Source organism: Listeria welshimeri serovar 6b str. SLCC5334 (assembly GCF_000060285.1).
In the GTDB taxonomy this organism is placed as follows: Bacteria; Bacillota; Bacilli; order Lactobacillales; family Listeriaceae; genus Listeria; species Listeria welshimeri.
This window is the reverse complement of the sequence record NC_008555.1, coordinates 518,341-534,918: the sequence shown is the minus strand read 5'-3', so window position 1 is coordinate 534,918 and position 16,578 is coordinate 518,341. Positions and strand designations below refer to the sequence as shown.

General features: G+C 37.4%; 14 protein-coding genes. 4 read left to right on the top strand and 10 right to left on the bottom strand.

Going from position 1 to position 16,578, the window contains the following annotated elements; genetic code table 11:
* Positions 1 to 79: 79 nt before the first annotated feature.
* Positions 80 to 1,048: a LacI family DNA-binding transcriptional regulator gene (locus tag LWE_RS02545; protein ID WP_011701340.1), complete on the top strand. Its 969-nt coding sequence runs from the start codon at positions 80 to 82 to the stop codon at positions 1,046 to 1,048.
* Between the two features lie 39 nt (positions 1,049 to 1,087).
* On the opposite strand, the gene LWE_RS02540 is transcribed toward LWE_RS02545, so the two are convergent.
* The 8 genes from LWE_RS02540 to wsfD form a co-directional block, all read right to left on the bottom strand.
* Entirely contained in the window at positions 1,088 to 2,443 is a 1,356-nt protein-coding gene (locus tag LWE_RS02540; RefSeq protein ID WP_011701339.1) for a PFL family protein, read from the bottom strand.
* Positions 2,444 to 2,461: 18 nt separating this feature from the next.
* Positions 2,462 to 2,731, bottom strand: a complete 270-nt coding sequence (locus tag LWE_RS02535) for an ACT domain-containing protein (protein ID WP_003721327.1) — start codon at positions 2,729 to 2,731, stop codon at positions 2,462 to 2,464.
* 77 nt (positions 2,732 to 2,808) lie between these two features.
* Complete coding sequence (locus LWE_RS02530) at positions 2,809 to 3,639, bottom strand: class I SAM-dependent methyltransferase (protein WP_011701338.1); 831 nt, start codon at positions 3,637 to 3,639, stop codon at positions 2,809 to 2,811.
* Between the two features lie 60 nt (positions 3,640 to 3,699).
* The gene (locus LWE_RS02525; RefSeq protein WP_011701337.1) at positions 3,700 to 4,554 is read right to left on the bottom strand and encodes a diguanylate cyclase domain-containing protein; all 855 of its coding nucleotides are present in this window, start codon (positions 4,552 to 4,554) and stop codon (positions 3,700 to 3,702) included.
* Between the two features lie 13 nt (positions 4,555 to 4,567).
* The gene (locus LWE_RS02520) at positions 4,568 to 6,619 is read right to left on the bottom strand and encodes a cellulose biosynthesis cyclic di-GMP-binding regulatory protein BcsB (RefSeq protein WP_011701336.1); all 2,052 of its coding nucleotides are present in this window, start codon (positions 6,617 to 6,619) and stop codon (positions 4,568 to 4,570) included.
* Positions 6,620 to 6,634: 15 nt separating this feature from the next.
* Entirely contained in the window at positions 6,635 to 7,885 is a 1,251-nt protein-coding gene (locus tag LWE_RS02515; RefSeq protein ID WP_011701335.1) for a glycosyltransferase family 2 protein, read from the bottom strand.
* Positions 7,886 to 7,895: 10 nt separating this feature from the next.
* Positions 7,896 to 9,395: a DUF2334 domain-containing protein gene (locus tag LWE_RS02510; RefSeq protein ID WP_011701334.1), complete on the bottom strand. Its 1,500-nt coding sequence runs from the start codon at positions 9,393 to 9,395 to the stop codon at positions 7,896 to 7,898.
* Positions 9,388 to 10,863: a glycan biosynthesis hexose transferase WsfD gene (wsfD, locus tag LWE_RS02505; RefSeq protein ID WP_011701333.1), complete on the bottom strand. Its 1,476-nt coding sequence runs from the start codon at positions 10,861 to 10,863 to the stop codon at positions 9,388 to 9,390. Before wsfD ends, LWE_RS02510 begins: the two co-directional genes overlap by 8 nt.
* A 235-nt stretch (positions 10,864 to 11,098) precedes the next feature.
* Here wsfD and LWE_RS02500 point away from each other — a divergent pair, with 235 nt between their 5' ends.
* Both LWE_RS02500 and LWE_RS02495 read left to right on the top strand, forming a co-directional pair.
* On the top strand, positions 11,099 to 11,839 hold the full coding sequence (locus LWE_RS02500) for a MerR family transcriptional regulator (protein ID WP_011701332.1): 741 nt from the start codon (positions 11,099 to 11,101) through the stop codon (positions 11,837 to 11,839).
* A gap of 210 nt (positions 11,840 to 12,049) precedes the next feature.
* A complete protein-coding gene (locus LWE_RS02495; protein ID WP_011701331.1) occupies positions 12,050 to 13,711 on the top strand; it encodes a SulP family inorganic anion transporter in 1,662 nt (553 codons plus the stop codon).
* Between the two features lie 46 nt (positions 13,712 to 13,757).
* Here LWE_RS02495 and LWE_RS02490 read toward each other — a convergent pair whose 3' ends face one another.
* Positions 13,758 to 14,201, bottom strand: coding sequence for a hypothetical protein (locus LWE_RS02490; protein ID WP_011701330.1), 444 nt, complete (start codon positions 14,199 to 14,201; stop codon positions 13,758 to 13,760).
* 105 nt (positions 14,202 to 14,306) lie between these two features.
* Positions 14,307 to 15,059: a MurR/RpiR family transcriptional regulator gene (locus LWE_RS02485; RefSeq protein ID WP_011701329.1), complete on the bottom strand. Its 753-nt coding sequence runs from the start codon at positions 15,057 to 15,059 to the stop codon at positions 14,307 to 14,309.
* Between the two features lie 202 nt (positions 15,060 to 15,261).
* On the opposite strand from LWE_RS02485, the gene LWE_RS02480 reads away from it, so the two are divergent.
* Positions 15,262 to 16,578, top strand: a complete 1,317-nt coding sequence (locus LWE_RS02480) for a 6-phospho-beta-glucosidase (protein ID WP_011701328.1) — start codon at positions 15,262 to 15,264, stop codon at positions 16,576 to 16,578.

Genomic DNA, 16,578 nt, shown 5'->3' with positions numbered 1-16,578 from the left:
AATTTATCTAAACTGGCTATTTGGCGGGCTTTTTTGGTATACTAATTACAGAGCTACGAGAAATCGAGGTGTTTTGTAATTGGCAAATATACAAGAAATCGCGAAACTAGCGGGTGTTTCATCGGCGACAGTTTCACGAGTAATTAATAAACGCGACTACGTGAGCGAAGAAACAAGAAAACGCGTCCAGACAATTATTGACAAGTTAGATTATGTTCCAAATATTAATGCCGTATCACTGAAAAAAGGAGCGACTAAGTTAATTGGCATTGTCATACCAAGTTTCACAGATTCGCTCAATGTATTTTTAAAAAGTTTTACAATGATGGCTCAAGAACATGGCTATAATGTCACTTTATTTATGACTAGAATTGATCCTGATAAAGAACTAGAAGCCTTAGAGATGCTACGACAAAAACAGATTGATGCGCTCGTGCTTGTAATTCGGTCGAATGATTGGAAAACCATTGAGCATTATACAAAATACGGTCCGATTGTCACTTGGCAACGTGTCGAAAGCGAAAAAATCCCTTCTGTGTTTATGAACCAATATGATGGCTACACACTTGCACTCGAACATTTATATGCAAAAGGTTACCGGAAATTTGTGAATGTTTACGGTAATATGACCGGGTTAAATACACAAAGTCGAATGCTTGCTTTTAAAGATTTTTGTGCACGTTATGAGCTTGATCCGCATGAATTTAGACAGTTTTATGGTCAAGGTAGTAGACAAGATGGGGAGAAAATTGCGCATTGGTATGGAGAAACTGAACATAAGCCAGATGCTTTTTTGACACCGAATGATTATTTTGCGGCGGGGCTGTTAACAGAGGCAAGACGTCTTCTTTACAATGTACCGGAAGATTTTGCGATTTGTGGGTTTGATAATATGGAAGTCGCACATTTACTTGATATTACTACAATTCACTATCCGGTAAATTTACAAGCGGAAAATGCTTTTACACTTATTATGAATCAATTATTTGGTAGTAACTTGCCACTTCTCGATTTAGATTTCCATTTAGTAGAACGAAAAACGACATAATAAAAGGTTTCCTCGCAAATTTGGAGGAAACCTTTTTTGTTAGTTTTTAAAAGAATGAATTGGTGCTGGGATTCGACCACCGCGGGCAATGAAGTCAGCGGAAGATTTATCATTTACTGGCATTACTGGTGCTGTGCCAAGTAAGCCACCAAATTCGACCATGTCCCCAACTTTGGTGCCGCTTGCTGGAATTACCCGGACTGCGGTTGTTTTGTTGTTAATTACGCCAATCGCGGCTTCATCCGCAATCATTGCTGCTAATGTTTCGGCAGTTGTGTCACCTGGAACGGCAATCATATCAAGACCAACCGAGCAAATTGCCGTCATTGCCTCTAATTTTTCAAGATTGAGCGCACCTTGTTGCACGGCTTCAATCATACCAGCGTCCTCAGAAACTGGAATAAATGCGCCGGATAAACCACCGACATGTCCGCAAGCCATGACGCCGCCTTTTTTCACTGCATCATTTAAAAGTGCGAGTGCCGCTGTAGTGCCATGCGTCCCGACCATTTCAAGCCCCATCTCTTCTAAAATGTGCGCGACCGAATCGCCAATCGCCGGGGTTGGCGCTAGTGATAAATCGACAATCCCAAAAGGAACACCTAGTTTTTCAGAAGCGACTTGACCAACGAGTTGACCCATTCTAGTGATTTTGAAAGCAGTTTGTTTGACTGTTTCAGCAACGATATCAAATGGTTCGCCTTTTACTTTTTCGATAGCACGTTTGACCACACCTGGTCCGCTGACGCCAACATTAATAACGCAGTCCGCTTCACCAACACCGTGGAATGCCCCGGCCATAAAAGGATTATCCTCGACAGCATTGGCAAATACAACGAGTTTCGCGCAACCTAGGCCTTGTGTATCGGCTGTTAAGTCCGCCGTTTCTTTAATCACTTCACCCATTTGACGAACCGCATCCATATTGATTCCTGTTCGAGTCGAGCCAACATTGACCGATGAACAAACACGCTCTGTTTGAGCCAAAGCTTGCGGAATCGAGCGAATCAATATTTCATCGCCTTTCGTGTAACCTTTTTGAACGAGTGCGGAATAACCACCGATAAAATTCACGCCAACTTCTTTTGCTGCTGCATCAAGTGTTTTAGCAAATTCTACATAATCCGTGTCAGCGCTAGAGCCAGCTATAATAGCAATCGGTGTGACAGAAATTCGTTTATTAATAATCGGAATACCAAACTCAGATTCAATCGCTTCACCAACAGCAACTAAATTACGCGCTTTGGTGACGATTTTTTGATAGATTTTCTTTCGAGCCACTTCGCCGTCGCCGTCCATACAATCTAGCAAAGAAATCCCCATCGTAATCGTCCGGATATCCAACTTCTCTTCTTCAATCATTCGTATCGTTTCTAAGATTTGATTTGTTTCCATACTAGCATCGCCCCCATCCTAAAGTTTGTGCATTGCGTTGAAAATTTCTTCCCGCTGAATATGTATTTTTACTTGGAGGTCTTCACCTTTTCCGGCTAATTCTGCTTTTACTTCATCAAATTCTTTTGTGATTTGGCTAATATCGCACATCATCATCATTGTAAAATAGCCATCCATAATCGTTTGGGATACATCCACAATATTGATATTCAGTTCAGCTAATTTATTACTAACACCTGCGACAATACCCACATTATCTTTTCCAATTACAGTAAGTACAGCTCTCACATTCAACACTCCTTTAGTTCGTTAATACGTTCCATTATAGCATAAAAAATCTAAATCTTGTGAAAAAGAAAGCAAAATTACTTCGCCTGCCAAGAAGTGCAGTATGACGCCATTGGCAAACTATTTTCGAGTGTAATCAATTTGCTTTGACTGAGTAAAAATGCTTTGAATTTTTCTGGCAAACCTAAATCGGCTTCTAATTCTTTTGTGATAAAATCTTTTACATAACTAATTTCCCATCGGCTATCTTGCATTTTTTCTGAGAAGATACTTGTTTCTGCACCTATTTTCCAGTTGTGCTTTTGGATAATTTCTTGCATATCCATTGGTGTGATGAACGTTCGAATGTTAGACTGCGTTTCTTGTTTGAATGCTTCGTAGGATGACTGGGTGAGTACCGCTAACATATGCGATGTTTGTTTCACATTGGTAATTCTCGTATCCCATTCCGCATAACAAACGCGTTTCGCCCACTTGCTTAATAATTCGAGCATTAGCGTAAGCTCACTTTTGGAACTAAAATACCACGAAGCATGCGATAATACTACTACATCAAAAGTATTTTCCGAAAAATTGACATCGCCCTTTAAAATATCCGTTCCTAGTTTAAAATCGATTTGTGCGCCAAGCTTGGATTTCTTCAAATAGTCTGTCGCATCTCCAATGGTAAACGGAGCACCATAAGTCCGCGGTGCGATATCAATACCTTGAACAAAGCCGCTAGCACCAACTGCATTCGCAAGTACAGCTGTTGTATCACCTTGCCCACAACCAATTTCCAGAACTTTATCGCCTTTGTTCACTTGCCAAAAATTGACTAGTTTGATGCGATGCTCTGTTTGGGTCCGCTGAATTTCTTTGTCTTTTTCATTTAACAACATACAATCCACTATTTCTTCTAAGTTCATCATACTCCCCCTGTCAAAATAAGTATAGTTACCTCCAATTATAGAAGGTAACTATACTTTTTACACGTCATATTCTAATTCTTTTGTTGCTAAATCGATGAAATCAAGTGGTGTCTTGACTTTATCGCTATCAAATTGACTCGTTCCAATGCGGAGTTCTAGCTTCACGCGATATTTTGCAGCAAAATCTTCCGTGTTCGCTTCCGCAATACGGCTTTTGATTCGGTCCGCAACTAATTTCCCGCCTGGTTCGTCGGTTAATAGCAAAAGTCCCCAAGTCGCATCCTCTTTATCTAGTAAGTAGAGGACATCACTCGTCCGAATACAAGATTCTAAAATAGATGAAATATCTTGTAACGCAAGGCGCATTTCGTCTTCACTTTGGAATCGTTTCAATTCGCGCCAGTGTCTTACTTTGATAACCATCAGTGATAATGGTAAATCATAACGGCGCGAAATGCTGGAAAATATTCGCTCATCATTTTGGAAAGAGACGATATTTTTAAGCAACGTTTCTTGATCAATCGTTCCCAAATACAGATTTTGCTGTTTGATTTTTGTATTTTCAGCTTGAAGTCTGGATGTGTTCCTTGTAAACATTGCGCTCGCTACTGTAAAAAGTGGCGTGATAATGAGCCAGAAGTAACTACCAACTCCATAGGCGATTTGGTTCGCGACAATTTCATAAATAATATAAGTCGCATAAATGAAAATGTAAAGGACATTTAAAATCAAACCAAGCGTTAAATTCGTAAAATAAGTGATAATCACAAGTAAAAAAGTGATATTTAATAATATAATGTTTCGCAAATATTCATCCGGCGTATTAATCATAAAGCCAATCGTGATAAAACAAAGCAAGATGAAAAATAAAAAACCGATATCCGCGAATAAGTTATTCGTTATTTTTTTCATTTTTATTTCTCCCTCACTTCCGGCTCCGGCGATATTTACGCAAGATTAGTAGGACAGCGACAACTAGTATCAAAGCAGTAAGAAGTGCAAATGCCCCGAACACAGTCACTTCTTTGTTGTTACTGATTTTTGATCCAAAGCTTTCTTCTTTTGTGTCTGCTGATTTTTTGAATTGGTAGGAATGGATTGTATTGTCATTATCGACGATTGCCCCATCTCCGTAAATTTTAGCCAAACTGGCTTTTGTTGCGATTAAATCAGAACCTAGCTCTGTTTGTTTCGCACCTGGCCCGGTGACTGCAAGAATTGGTACGCCATCTGAAGTAATCAACTGCACGCTACCGAGTTGTTTGCCATAATTTTTTTCAATTGAGATTTTTTCATTGGAAAGGAAGTACTCGCCTGTTTTGTTGTACTGGAAATATAGGTCGTCGTTGGCGTTTTTGATGGCTGGATTATTGTTCATTGTGCCCACTGCAATAACGTTCGAGCCTTCTTTTGGTTTATTCCAATTGCCTGCATGTACAGCAGTTAAATCTCCTCTATTACCATCATGAAAGCGACCCAACAGATTGAAAATATTAGCTAGCGAATCTGTATCTTCTGTTGTTAATTCGTCAGGAACGACAACGACTGTATTGTTAAAGTCCCCATCTGCAATGAACGGGTACGGATATTGTTCAAAAAGCAAATCCGTTTCTTCCCCAGTATTTAAATTGATTTTTGATTCTGGCGTGATATATGCCCATGGGATTTCAGAATCTGCAATAAAACCACAATAATTATTCGTTAAAACCAAATCAAAGGCAACTGTTACAGAAAAATCACCTTTTACATTTAAATCACTTGGAATTTGGAAAGTAACTTTATCATCGTTTGCTTTTTTAGCAGAAAGTTTCTGGCTACCAATTGGTTTTCCGTTCACTAAAATCGTTACTAATGAATGCTCGAAATCCAAGTTTTGCGCATATCTAAAATCAAGTGCTACTTCCGTTCCTGTGGTGGCGCTCCGATTGGCCGGCATGCTGATGAAATAATCTTGTGTGATATGACCAATTCCTTTTAATTTATCGCCAGTTGTAGTTAATTTTGTATTTTTATCAATGTTATGCGCTGGTGTATCGATTTTTTCATCTGTAGTAAGCCATTTCGAGTTTGTTCTGAGCTGGCTTAAGTAATTTTGGTTGGCGATTAACTTCCCAGCTTTTTTTAAGGCATCATTTGATTTAGAAGTAACCACGAGTGTATTCGTATTTCCGACTGTCACTACTTGGAAAAGTGCTTGTTTTTCTAATTTATTATCGTCTTTTATTTGTGATTTGAGATCATTCGGTAAATTGTCATAGCTCGAAAAAAGGACGAGATAGTTTTTACCGTCACGAGTTTTTGCTTCCTCGTATTGACCAAAAGCGATATTTTTATCTTCTAACGTATTCGCCGCAGAAAATCCAGAAAGCCCTTCAAGCGCGGCGCCAAGTTCAGCATCGCCGGCTTTGTTTGAGACAGCTACTGCGCCTTGTCCACTCTTCACAGTATCAATTCCAGTGAAGCGCTCGCCAAACTCGGCAATCGTTTTTTGGAAAGCCTTATCTGAATAAGATACGTTTACTGCGCTTGTTTTATCGAATTGTAGCCAGTTGGCAGGTGTATCGTCAATCGTACAACGACCATCTGGCAAATCTGTGTAGACAAAGCTTTCGATGGATAAAACATTTACTCCTTTTTTTAGCTTATCTTTTGGAATTTCGATTTCTATTTGTTTCGTTCCTTTGTCGGTTTTGTCTGGTTTAAAAGAATAAAACGCAACATCATTTATTTTAAGTGTCATGGTGGAAATTTCTTTTTCACTTAGTTGCGTAACGGTGTATACAAGCTTCACATTTGCGTTTGATACGTCCCAGTAATTTTCCACCGTAAAGTTTTGTTTCGTTGTTGTGAATTTTCCTTGGGCAGTTTTATCTGTTCCAAAAACTGTTTGATAGTTTTTATCTGCTGCGAAAACGTCTGGCCTATACAGAAATAGTACGGCGAAAACAAGCAGCCCCATTACAGCTAATTTTTTCATTAGGCACTCTCCTTTTTAGAAACGCTCGGTTTTATACCATTTTGTTTCTCTTTTTAGTACAGTATCTTTTAAGAAAATAAAGAATCCATATGCGGCGACCACCATCCAAAGTTGGCAATAAGTCACATACATCAATAAAATAAATAACAAATTTGAAAAACTAATTTCCCCTTTTTCAGTGGTCAAAGTAATAAAGGTACCTGCGACAAAAAGTAAAATAGCTAGTAACCACAGCGCCCCGCTAAGACCAGCAAGCGTTGTATGTACAAGTCCAAGCGCATATAATACGAGTAAAATATCACTTACAATCAAGGAAGTTAAGAGTAAAAAGTAAATCGATAAAAAGTACAAAATATCAAATCGAACGCGTCTACCTTCTCGTTTGAAAAGTAGTGGTACGTTTTTCAAAATCACATAAATATTGCCTTTTGCCCATCTTGATCGTTGTTTGAACCAGACTGGCAATGTTTGTGGTTCTTGTTCCCATGTCACAGCCTTCGCTTGGAATTTGATTCGGTAACCCATCATATAAATCCGAAAACTAATCTCGGTATCTTCCGCGACAGCTTTCACATCCCAACCACCAATTTCTTCTAAGAGCGATCTTCTCACAATAAAATTGGTACCAGGAATTGTGCAGAGTTTGAAAAGTGCCCATCTGCCGGCTTGAGCCATCCACTGAAAGCTCAACGTTTCTATATTTATAAAGCGTGTTAACCAGCTAGCATCTCGATTTCGCGTTCTAAATTTACCAATAACTGCGCCAAGTTTTGCATCATTCGTAATCTCGCCAACAAGAATTCTTAGCGCCTGCCGTTCTGGCGTATTATCCGCATCATAAATCGCCACAAGTTCCCCGCGACTTTCAGCAAAACCAATATTAAGCGCGTTTGATTTCCCTTTTCCTCCCGTGATGTTATCCGTGTTAATAATTTTTAACAAGCGTGTCGGATTTTTCGCTTGAATGGCCGCTAAAAGCTCTGCGCTATTATCCGAGGAATTATCATTAATGACAATAATTTCGTAGCAATCTTTAGGATAATCAAAAGCAAGAAGTGACTCTACTGTCTTCACGATGACTTTTCCTTCATTATGAGCCGGCACCATGATGGAAACAAATGGTACTTCCGCTGGTATTTCAGGTACTTTACGCGCTTCATTTTTTAAATAATAGACGTATCCCGCAACGATTAATACGATATTAATGAGCAAAAGTCCCCAAATACATATCACTGCGAATAATGCTAAATAATCTGCAACAACCATTTATTTCACCTCATTTCATATATTTTTTCATATAAAGCCGGTATCCAAAGACAAATAAAATTCCAATAATCCCAAGCGAAAGCACAATAACTATCGTGAAAAAAGTGTTTTGATAACCGAAAAACCCTTCTAAACTCCCAGCTTGTTTTTGCATTTTATTTTTAGTAGTTTTGATATATTTTAAATCACCATCAAGTGTTACTGATTGATTATTAATATATAAAGAGCCCGCAGTCGATTCTAGCGTATCTTGGTTTGTTTTTACTCCGTGGTCTTTGAACCTGAAATCACTAATATTTTTGTTTGCTAGTTCATCTGCTGCCGCTTTTATTTCTTTCTCATTTTTAAAGAACGAATATGTGACAGCGATATCAACCGGAAAATCCTTTCCATCTGTTATAGTCATGTAAAAATCGCTCGCCACACTATAAGGAGATATTTCAAATGCGCTACCATTATTCTTTTTCGTTGTATGAATAATTTTTTGATTTGGCAGTAAAATTCCTGTATTAAAGGGAGCAAAACCTTCTAAACCATATACTTTATCAAAATTCCAATAAAGTTCCGCCGTAACCCCAAGTGCCGCCACATCATTTTCCGCAAAGAAGTGTAGTGATTTTTGTACGATTCCTTCAAGTTCTCCAGCCGGACTATCTCCGTAAGTGACAGCGGGAACATTCATCATAATAGTGCCGTTTTTCGCCTGAACATATCTTATAATCTCCGCATAATTTTTGGCCGCTTGAAAATCTTGATTATAAAAAATCGGCCCTGCGCTTACAATAAATGGTACCCCTTGTTCATAAAAAGTATCTGCTGTTTTTTTCAGCAAATCAAAATCGACAAATGGGTTTATATCCTTTATAAGGACGTATTGATTAGAAGAAGCTTTTATTTCGAATACTGCTTTTAGCAAATCCATTAAGGCAAATTCGCTCGTATTGTGCTCTTGAAATATTGGTGTATAAGCATAGTTCCCCTCTCGAACACCATAAACTGCTTCACCATTCTCAGCAGCATCTATTTTGCCAAAACCTTCTCCTTTATAAGTGGTAATGAGTTCTATTTCGTTCACTAGTTGTGGTTTTCCTGCTAGCCCTGATTCGGTTTGAATTGTAATGGATGAATCTGTAATAGCTTTCGTTTTCAATTGTAATTGATTAATCAAGAAAGCTGGTGGATTCGAGCCTATGTATGCAATTTTTGCCTTGTTTTCCGTTAATTTTTCCGCCCATTCCTTCGTTAAACCGTCCTTTTTATTTTGAAGGACGATAATTTCACTCGCTTGACTTAAATCCGGGTTTTCTTCCCAAGAATAAGTAGTCACTCGTTTACCTAAAGTATTTAACATTCGAAGTAACGAGTCCATATTCCCCTCATTATCCGTTCCTTTTGCCAAACTATCATAAAAAACGACCACATCATTATCTGCTTTTGCTGTAACAGGATGTTCATTAACTATAAAAAATACGAATGCAAGCAGAATACTTATAACGATTTTTTTACGCATTCTGCTCACCTCTTCTCTTCAAGTATCCTTCCAGCAATGAAGCCGCACCAATCAATATCGTCAAATCAAAACAAACATTGAATAAGAAATTATGCTTTGTTAAGTCCGCTTCTCCGTCTCCAACTATTGTCACCAAAATCACCGCGAATCCTGAACCAATCAATAAGACGACTAAATCAAATAAAAGCGTCCCTCGAATATTCTTCTCCCTGAACTGTTTAAACGCATTTATACCATAACTAATTAGAAAAACAAGCGCCCATAAAATTAAAAAGCTGAATTTCGCCGGAGCAAATTTTTCTTTTACATCACTATAAACAGAGAAAAAGTGTGTTTTCTCTTTAAAACGATAACCCGCATTTTTTTCAAAATTCCCCATCTCAAATGGTCTTATCGAAAAACTATTTTGCGCGGATAAATCAAGCATTTTCCCGAATTGTTTTGGATTTTCCAAATAATAGCTTAAAACCGTTACAAAATTATAATTAGGATAAAATTCCTTTTCCATTAGTTCAGAATCCAAATCTACCATTTTGTACTTTTGGTAAAAGTTGGTTCCTTTCAGTAAAGCGAATTCAGAATTCATTCCCATTTCCTCAAGTGATTTTTCTGGGTTTTCTGAATCAAGTAACACCCCGCGAGTCATTGTTTGATACTGATTTATTGTCACAAATTCACCAGGAATAAATGCGTACATCACCACTCCACTTAAGAAAATAACAAAAAAAGTAGCCGCAGCAGAAATACGAAATGCACGGTTTTTCCGAATAAAAAACACAAGTATTCCGCAAACCGCAATAACAACCGCAATCGGCGCATTTTGCTGTTTAGCAGTAATTAAAATGAGAGAGGCTACAAAAATCAAGCCTAACATCGCATAATCATTGTATTTATGCTGATATAAAAGTAAAAAACCTGCTGAAATATACAGCATCATAATCAAAATAAGTCCTTCACTGAAAAACGAGTTAAAATAAGCTGTATAAGCAGTGTCCGCAAAAATAAACACCGTTAACCCAGCAACAACATATCCCGACCAGCCTTTCATTTTTACCGTTAAACCTGCTACTAACAAATAAATAGCTGGCAAAAGAAGTGCCAGTTGTAATCCACCTAAAAAACGCACGTCAAAAACAGTACTCGACCAAAAAAGCTTATTTAAAAGAATCGCCATCTGAATAAAAATACTTTGTGACGAGTATATAGCGACTTGATTTTCATTAAAGTATTGATAAATCCCAAATTCTTTCACAAAATGCCCAAATTGCAACGCGTCATAATGCGCATTATTAACAAATAAACCATTACTTGAGAATATCCGAAAAAAGTCCCCATTGTCAGCCATACCAACATAAGGAGGTATAAAAAGAGCTATCATCGTTATAATAAAAACACAAATAACCGCAAATATTTGCGGTGTTAGATGATGCCATAGCCACGTACCAATGGATTTTAATTTCCCCGTCATGCTGCTATCCCCTTTTTATTCTCGCTAATTAAGTTCACAAATTAGACACATTTACACTTCATTATACGAGAATGTTGTAAGTTTTTCCATGGTTTTATTTATTTTATTACAATTAACTTTGACACTTCGTTCCTAAGTAACACTTTTCCACTAAAAGCGTTATAATAAACAAAAATAAACTTGACTACTACGTCGCGTCATACCTTATAGTGAAAACCAGAAGGAGGAATCATTTATGCAAACAAAAGAATTAGCTGAACTTACTAGTGTAAGTGTGCGCACGCTTCACCACTACGACAAAATCGGGCTACTCGTCCCGCAAAAAGACGAATGGAACGGTTATCGTATTTACTCCGAAAATGATGTCGACAAATTACAACAAATTCTTTTCTTTAAAGAACTTGATTTCCCTTTGAAAAAAATAAAACAAATTCTTGATGATCCTTCTTTTGATAAAAAGGTCGCTTTAACTTTACAACGTCATTTGTTAGTAGAGAAAAAGCAGAGAATCGAAGCCATGCTTAATACACTCGATCAAACCATCAAGAATCAAAAAGGAGAAATAACCATGACAAATGAAGAAAAATTTACCGGATTTGATTTTTCAAACAATCCCTATGAAGAAGAAGCACGAAAACTATGGGGAGATAAAGTAGTAGACAAAGCAAATGAACGTGTAAATAATATGAACGAACAAGAGCAACAAACGATAAAAGAAAGTTTTGAAGCAGAATTTCGTCATTTAGCATCCATTAGAACAGTCGCTCCTGAATCCGAAGTAGCTCAAGAAGCAATGAATCATTTCTTCCACTACTTAAATGACACACATGGAAATATTTATTCACTGGAAGCATTTGCTAGTTTAGGAGAAATGTACGTAGCAGATGAACGCTTCAAAAAGAATATCGATCAGTTTGGTGACGGCCTTGCTATATTTTTAAAATCAGCAATGGCAATTTATGCGAAAAACAATTAAAAAAGTCCGCGATTTCCATCTAAAGAAATCGCGGACTTTTCTGGTTATTGTTTTTCTAATGAAGGAAAGTAAGTCCATCGTTTAAATAATTGTAACTAACCTAATTTAGCAATGATTGTTCTATCTTAAAACGGGTAAATACTATAAGATTTCCATAATTACTATAATAGTGTAGAATAAGATTATTACTATGTTTTAAGGGAGGAACTTATGTTTAAACACGTCTTGCTTTCATTAAATGGGTATAAAGCATCCTATTTACGAAATGATGTTATTTCAGGTGTTGGTGTTGCTGCACTAACAATTCCTGTTGCGATGGGGTATGCACAAGTAGCAGGACTTCCACCTATATATGGATTATATGCATCCTTTTTGCCGGTTTTAGCATATATTATTTTTGCTAGTTCACCGCAATTAATCTTTGGGATTGATGCAACTGCAAGTGCAATTACAGGCTCCATCATACTTGGGACAGCTGGTCTTGCGGCAGGATCCAAAGAAGCTATCGCGCTCGCTCCAATCCTAGCATTCTTTTGTGCAATATTTTTAGTTCTCTTCTCCATATTGAAGTTAGGCCGTTTTGCCAAATACATATCGGCTCCAGTTCTTAGTGGATTCATTTCTGGGCTTAGTGTTTCCATCATTATGGGGCAAATACCTAAAATAATGGGATTAAAAGAAAGTGGAGATAGTTTTTTCTCCAGTCTAGGTATTATTTTTGGTCAGTTCTTTCAATCTAATTGGATTTCATTTGCCATGGGAGTTGTTACAGTTATTATTGTAATCACTTGTAAAAAAGTAATACCTAAAATACCCATGTCGCTAGTTGTATTAGTCTTAGGAACAATGGCTGCTTACTTTTTCAAACTAGATCAATATAATGTAGATATTGTCGGAAAAATCCCAGTTGGTTTTCCTTCTCTAGCACTTCCCGATTTTGGTGCAAGTTCATGGGCACTTGCTATCGGCGGAGGTTTAGTTTGCGCCATCGCTACTTTCGCAGGATCTCTTCTACCAAGTGAAAGTTTTGCGATGAGAAACAAATATACTATTGATGATAATCGTGAACTATTTGCTTATGGTATTTCTAATTTCGTTGCTGCATTTTCTGGATGTTCGCCAGCTAGTGCCAGTGTATCTAGAACTGCTGCTAACGAACAATTTCGTGGTAAAACACAAATGGTATCAATTGTTGCTGCATCTATTATCGCGTTGATCGTAGCTTTCCTAAGTGGTTTGCTTTATTATATGCCACAACCAGTTCTTTCCGGTATCGTATTTTCAGCACTTGTCGGAATAATTGATGTGGATATTCTAAAAGGGTTATTTAGAGTTTCCCGTCGTGAAGCAATTGTTTGGATCGTTGCTGCAATTGGAACACTTTTAGTTGGTGTTATTTTCGGGGTATTACTTGGAATTATTTTATCATTTATCAATGTTGTGAGTCGTTCGATGAAATCACCGGTTGCTGTATTAGGAGTTATTGATGGCCGCCATGGTTATTTTGATTTAAAACGCAAACCAGAAGCCAAGGCTATACCTAATGTAATCATTTATCGTTATAGCGCATCTCTTTTCTTTGGTAATTTTAATAAATTCGCAGATGGCCTAAAAGAAGCTATTCAAGATGATACGAAATTAGTTATTTTTGAATCTAGCGCTATTATTAACATTGATACAACAGCAACAGAATCAATGAAAGACTTGCTAAAATGGCTTGATGACAAGGGAATCGAATATTACTTCGCTGATTTAATCGACCATTTAAAAACAAGTTTTAGAAAACATGATCTTGGTTATATTATTGATGAAGGTTATACGAAGAAAACGGTAGAAGATGCCCTCGATGCTTATCATGCCAAACATAAATAACAAAACGCTTAGCCGGGTCAAAAACTCGACTAAGCGTTTTTTATTTTTACAAAAGAGCAAAAATTCGCGGACTAATTAACCGAACAAATGGGGAAACAATAAAGATTTGCAAAAATAATGCGACAAAATAATTGCGTAAAATAAGAACACCTAGATGGCTCCATTCACCTTGATTCACAATTAAACTAAGCGCCGACATAAGCACACACATAAATGTAACCATTAATAATTGCATCATAATAATCTTTTTAAATTTCGAAGCATCTTCACTTACTAAGAAAGACTGCAGTCGCGCCGCAATTTTCCCAACAATAAAAAAGTCTAATAAAAATCCGATAAAAAGAAACGGAACAAATGCTTTTAAAATAATTATAAAAGAATTCGCACCAATACCATTTTCAAGAAAAATATTATAAGAGCTCATACATAAAATCATTAAAGAACACATAATCAGTGTAAAAACGACCTTTTCCTTCTTATTACTGTACATAATTTCACCTCCAAAGAACTATCGTAGCAAATAAAAAAATTCTTCGTAAGTGACAATTTTGTTACAAAAAAAGTTTTGCTCGGAAATCCAAGCAAAACGGCTGTCTTACATCTTTTCTTTATCAATCTGCGTCCTTATTTCCCGGGCAATATTTTCAATCGTATAGAGCGCAGGTAATTGGGAGGTGATATTGGCTTCTTGATACATTTCCTTATTGATATAATAAGCGATATTCGCGTCAGAAAGTCTGGCAATAGTGGATTTAGCGCTGTTTGTAATAGAAATCACTTTACAGTTTTGCGCCTTCAATTGGTGAATATAGCGGATAATATCTTCATTTTCCCCTTCCACCGAAATCGCAATCATACAGATTTTATCCGATAATTTACTCGATAAATGGTAAAAAGGATGATTGAGCGGGTCTTCAATATGTAGCGCCAAAGTAAATAAAGATGAAAAATAAATCGCACCATATTCAGCAATGACACCTGATGAACCTACCCCGGCGAATAAAACAAGTTCCCGGTCCCGAAGAATATCTACCGCATTTTGAATTTGTGCTTTGAACTCCGGTTGAGCCGTCCGTTTCAGAAAATCAATATAAGTTGTTTCATCCGCCATATCAATTTGCGCCAACTTCTGCTCTTCCAAATAAAGCTGTAATTTCACACGAAACTCCGAAAAACCATTACAACCAAACTTTCGACAAAAGCGTAGAATGGTTGTTGTACTAACGTGTGCCTCGGTCGCCAAATCACGAATACGCATATATACCACTTTATCTAAATTCGCCACAATATAATTATAAATATCTAATTCCGTATCATTTAATTCCAAATTTTTATCCAAAAAAAGCATTTCCGCACCTCTTTTCACTTTATTTTATCATGTAACACCTCGTTACTCAAATGTGACAAGTTCCTACTTAGAAAATCCTTACCTAAAGCTCGCCAAATGCTAGCTATTTTTTCATAATATTCCTATACTATAACTGTGAGAAGAAAAGGTCACTAACAAAGAAGTAAGCCTTTTCAAAAAAATATCCTTGGAGGTATAAATAATGACTAAAGGTATTAAAATCGCAACTATTGGTGGCGGATCAAGTTATACACCCGAACTAATTGAAGGATTTATTAAACGTCAAGACGAATTACCAGTTCGTGAACTATGGTTAGTAGACGTAGAAGCTGGCCGTGAAAAATTAGAAATCGTTGGTAATTTAGCAAAACGTATGGTAAAAAAAGCGGGCGTTAACATGGAAGTACATTTAACACTCGACCGTGAAGAAGCTCTAAAAGACGCAGATTTCGTAACAACACAATTACGTGTTGGTTTACTAGATGCACGTGTAAAAGACGAACGAATTCCAAATTCATACGGCGTAGTTGGTCAAGAAACAAACGGACCAGGCGGCATGTTCAAAGGTCTTCGTACAATCCCAGTTATTTTAGATATTTGTAAAGATATGGAACGCCTTTGCCCAGATGCTTGGTTAATCAACTTTGCTAACCCAGCTGGAATGGTAACAGAAGCAGTTCTTCGTTATAGTAATCAAAAGAAAGTTGTCGGTTTATGCAACGGCCCTATTGGTATTGAACGTAATATCGCTGAAAATCTTGGCGTAGATGTATCTGAAATTTACGTAGAATTTGTTGGTTTAAACCACATGGTATTCGCGAAAACCGTATACCACAATGGCAAAGACGTAACAAAAGATGTTGTTTTCAAAATGACAGAAGATGAAGCTGGCTCAAGCTTGAAAAACATTAACGCAACTGGTTGGGACAAAACTTTCTTACGTACATTAAACATGATTCCAATCGACTACTTGCGCTACTACTGGCAAACAAAACAACAACTGGAAGACCAAGCTCGCGCATACGCAGAACATGGTACTCGTGCAGAAGTTGTTAAAAAAGTAGAAGCAGAACTTTTCGAGCTTTACAAACAAGAAGAACTTGCTGAAAAACCAAAACAATTAGAACAACGTGGCGGCGCTTATTATAGCGAAGCAGCATGTAACTTAATTAACTCTATCTACAACGACAAACGCGACATTCAAATCGTTAATACGCGCAACAATGGTGCCATCCTTGATATCGATCCTGATTCCGCAGTAGAAACAAACTGTGTTATCACTCGCCAAGGCCCAATTCCACTAGCAAGCGGACGCCTTCCAATCGCTATCAACGGCATCATCCAAGAAATCAAAACTTTCGAACGCCTAACAGCCGAAGCAGCAGTTACTGGGGATTACGACAAAGCACTCCTTGCAATGACAATCAACCCACTAACTCCAAGCGAATCTGTAGCCCGCGAAATGTTAGATGAATTATTAGAAGCGCATAAAGAGTATTTACCGAATTTCTTTAAATAA

Bases quoted from the DNA above. Each gene is read 5' to 3' on its own strand.
- LWE_RS02490 (WP_011701330.1), bottom strand. From the start codon at position 14,201: ATGTACAGTAATAAGAAGGAAAAGGTCGTTTTTACACTGATTATGTGT.
- LWE_RS02510 (WP_011701334.1), bottom strand. From the start codon at position 9,395: ATGCGTAAAAAAATCGTTATAAGTATTCTGCTTGCATTCGTATTTTTT.
- LWE_RS02520 (WP_011701336.1), bottom strand. From the start codon at position 6,619: ATGAAAAAATTAGCTGTAATGGGGCTGCTTGTTTTCGCCGTACTATTT.
- LWE_RS02525 (WP_011701337.1), bottom strand. From the start codon at position 4,554: ATGAAAAAAATAACGAATAACTTATTCGCGGATATCGGTTTTTTATTT.
- LWE_RS02515 (WP_011701335.1), bottom strand. From the start codon at position 7,885: ATGGTTGTTGCAGATTATTTAGCATTATTCGCAGTGATATGTATTTGG.
- LWE_RS02540 (WP_011701339.1), bottom strand. From the start codon at position 2,443: ATGGAAACAAATCAAATCTTAGAAACGATACGAATGATTGAAGAAGAG.
- LWE_RS02500 (WP_011701332.1), top strand. From the start codon at position 11,099: ATGCAAACAAAAGAATTAGCTGAACTTACTAGTGTAAGTGTGCGCACG.
- LWE_RS02530 (WP_011701338.1), bottom strand. From the start codon at position 3,639: ATGAACTTAGAAGAAATAGTGGATTGTATGTTGTTAAATGAAAAAGAC.
- LWE_RS02480 (WP_011701328.1), top strand. From the start codon at position 15,262: ATGACTAAAGGTATTAAAATCGCAACTATTGGTGGCGGATCAAGTTAT.
- LWE_RS02495 (WP_011701331.1), top strand. From the start codon at position 12,050: ATGTTTAAACACGTCTTGCTTTCATTAAATGGGTATAAAGCATCCTAT.
- LWE_RS02485 (WP_011701329.1), bottom strand. From the start codon at position 15,059: ATGCTTTTTTTGGATAAAAATTTGGAATTAAATGATACGGAATTAGAT.
- wsfD (WP_011701333.1), bottom strand. From the start codon at position 10,863: ATGACGGGGAAATTAAAATCCATTGGTACGTGGCTATGGCATCATCTA.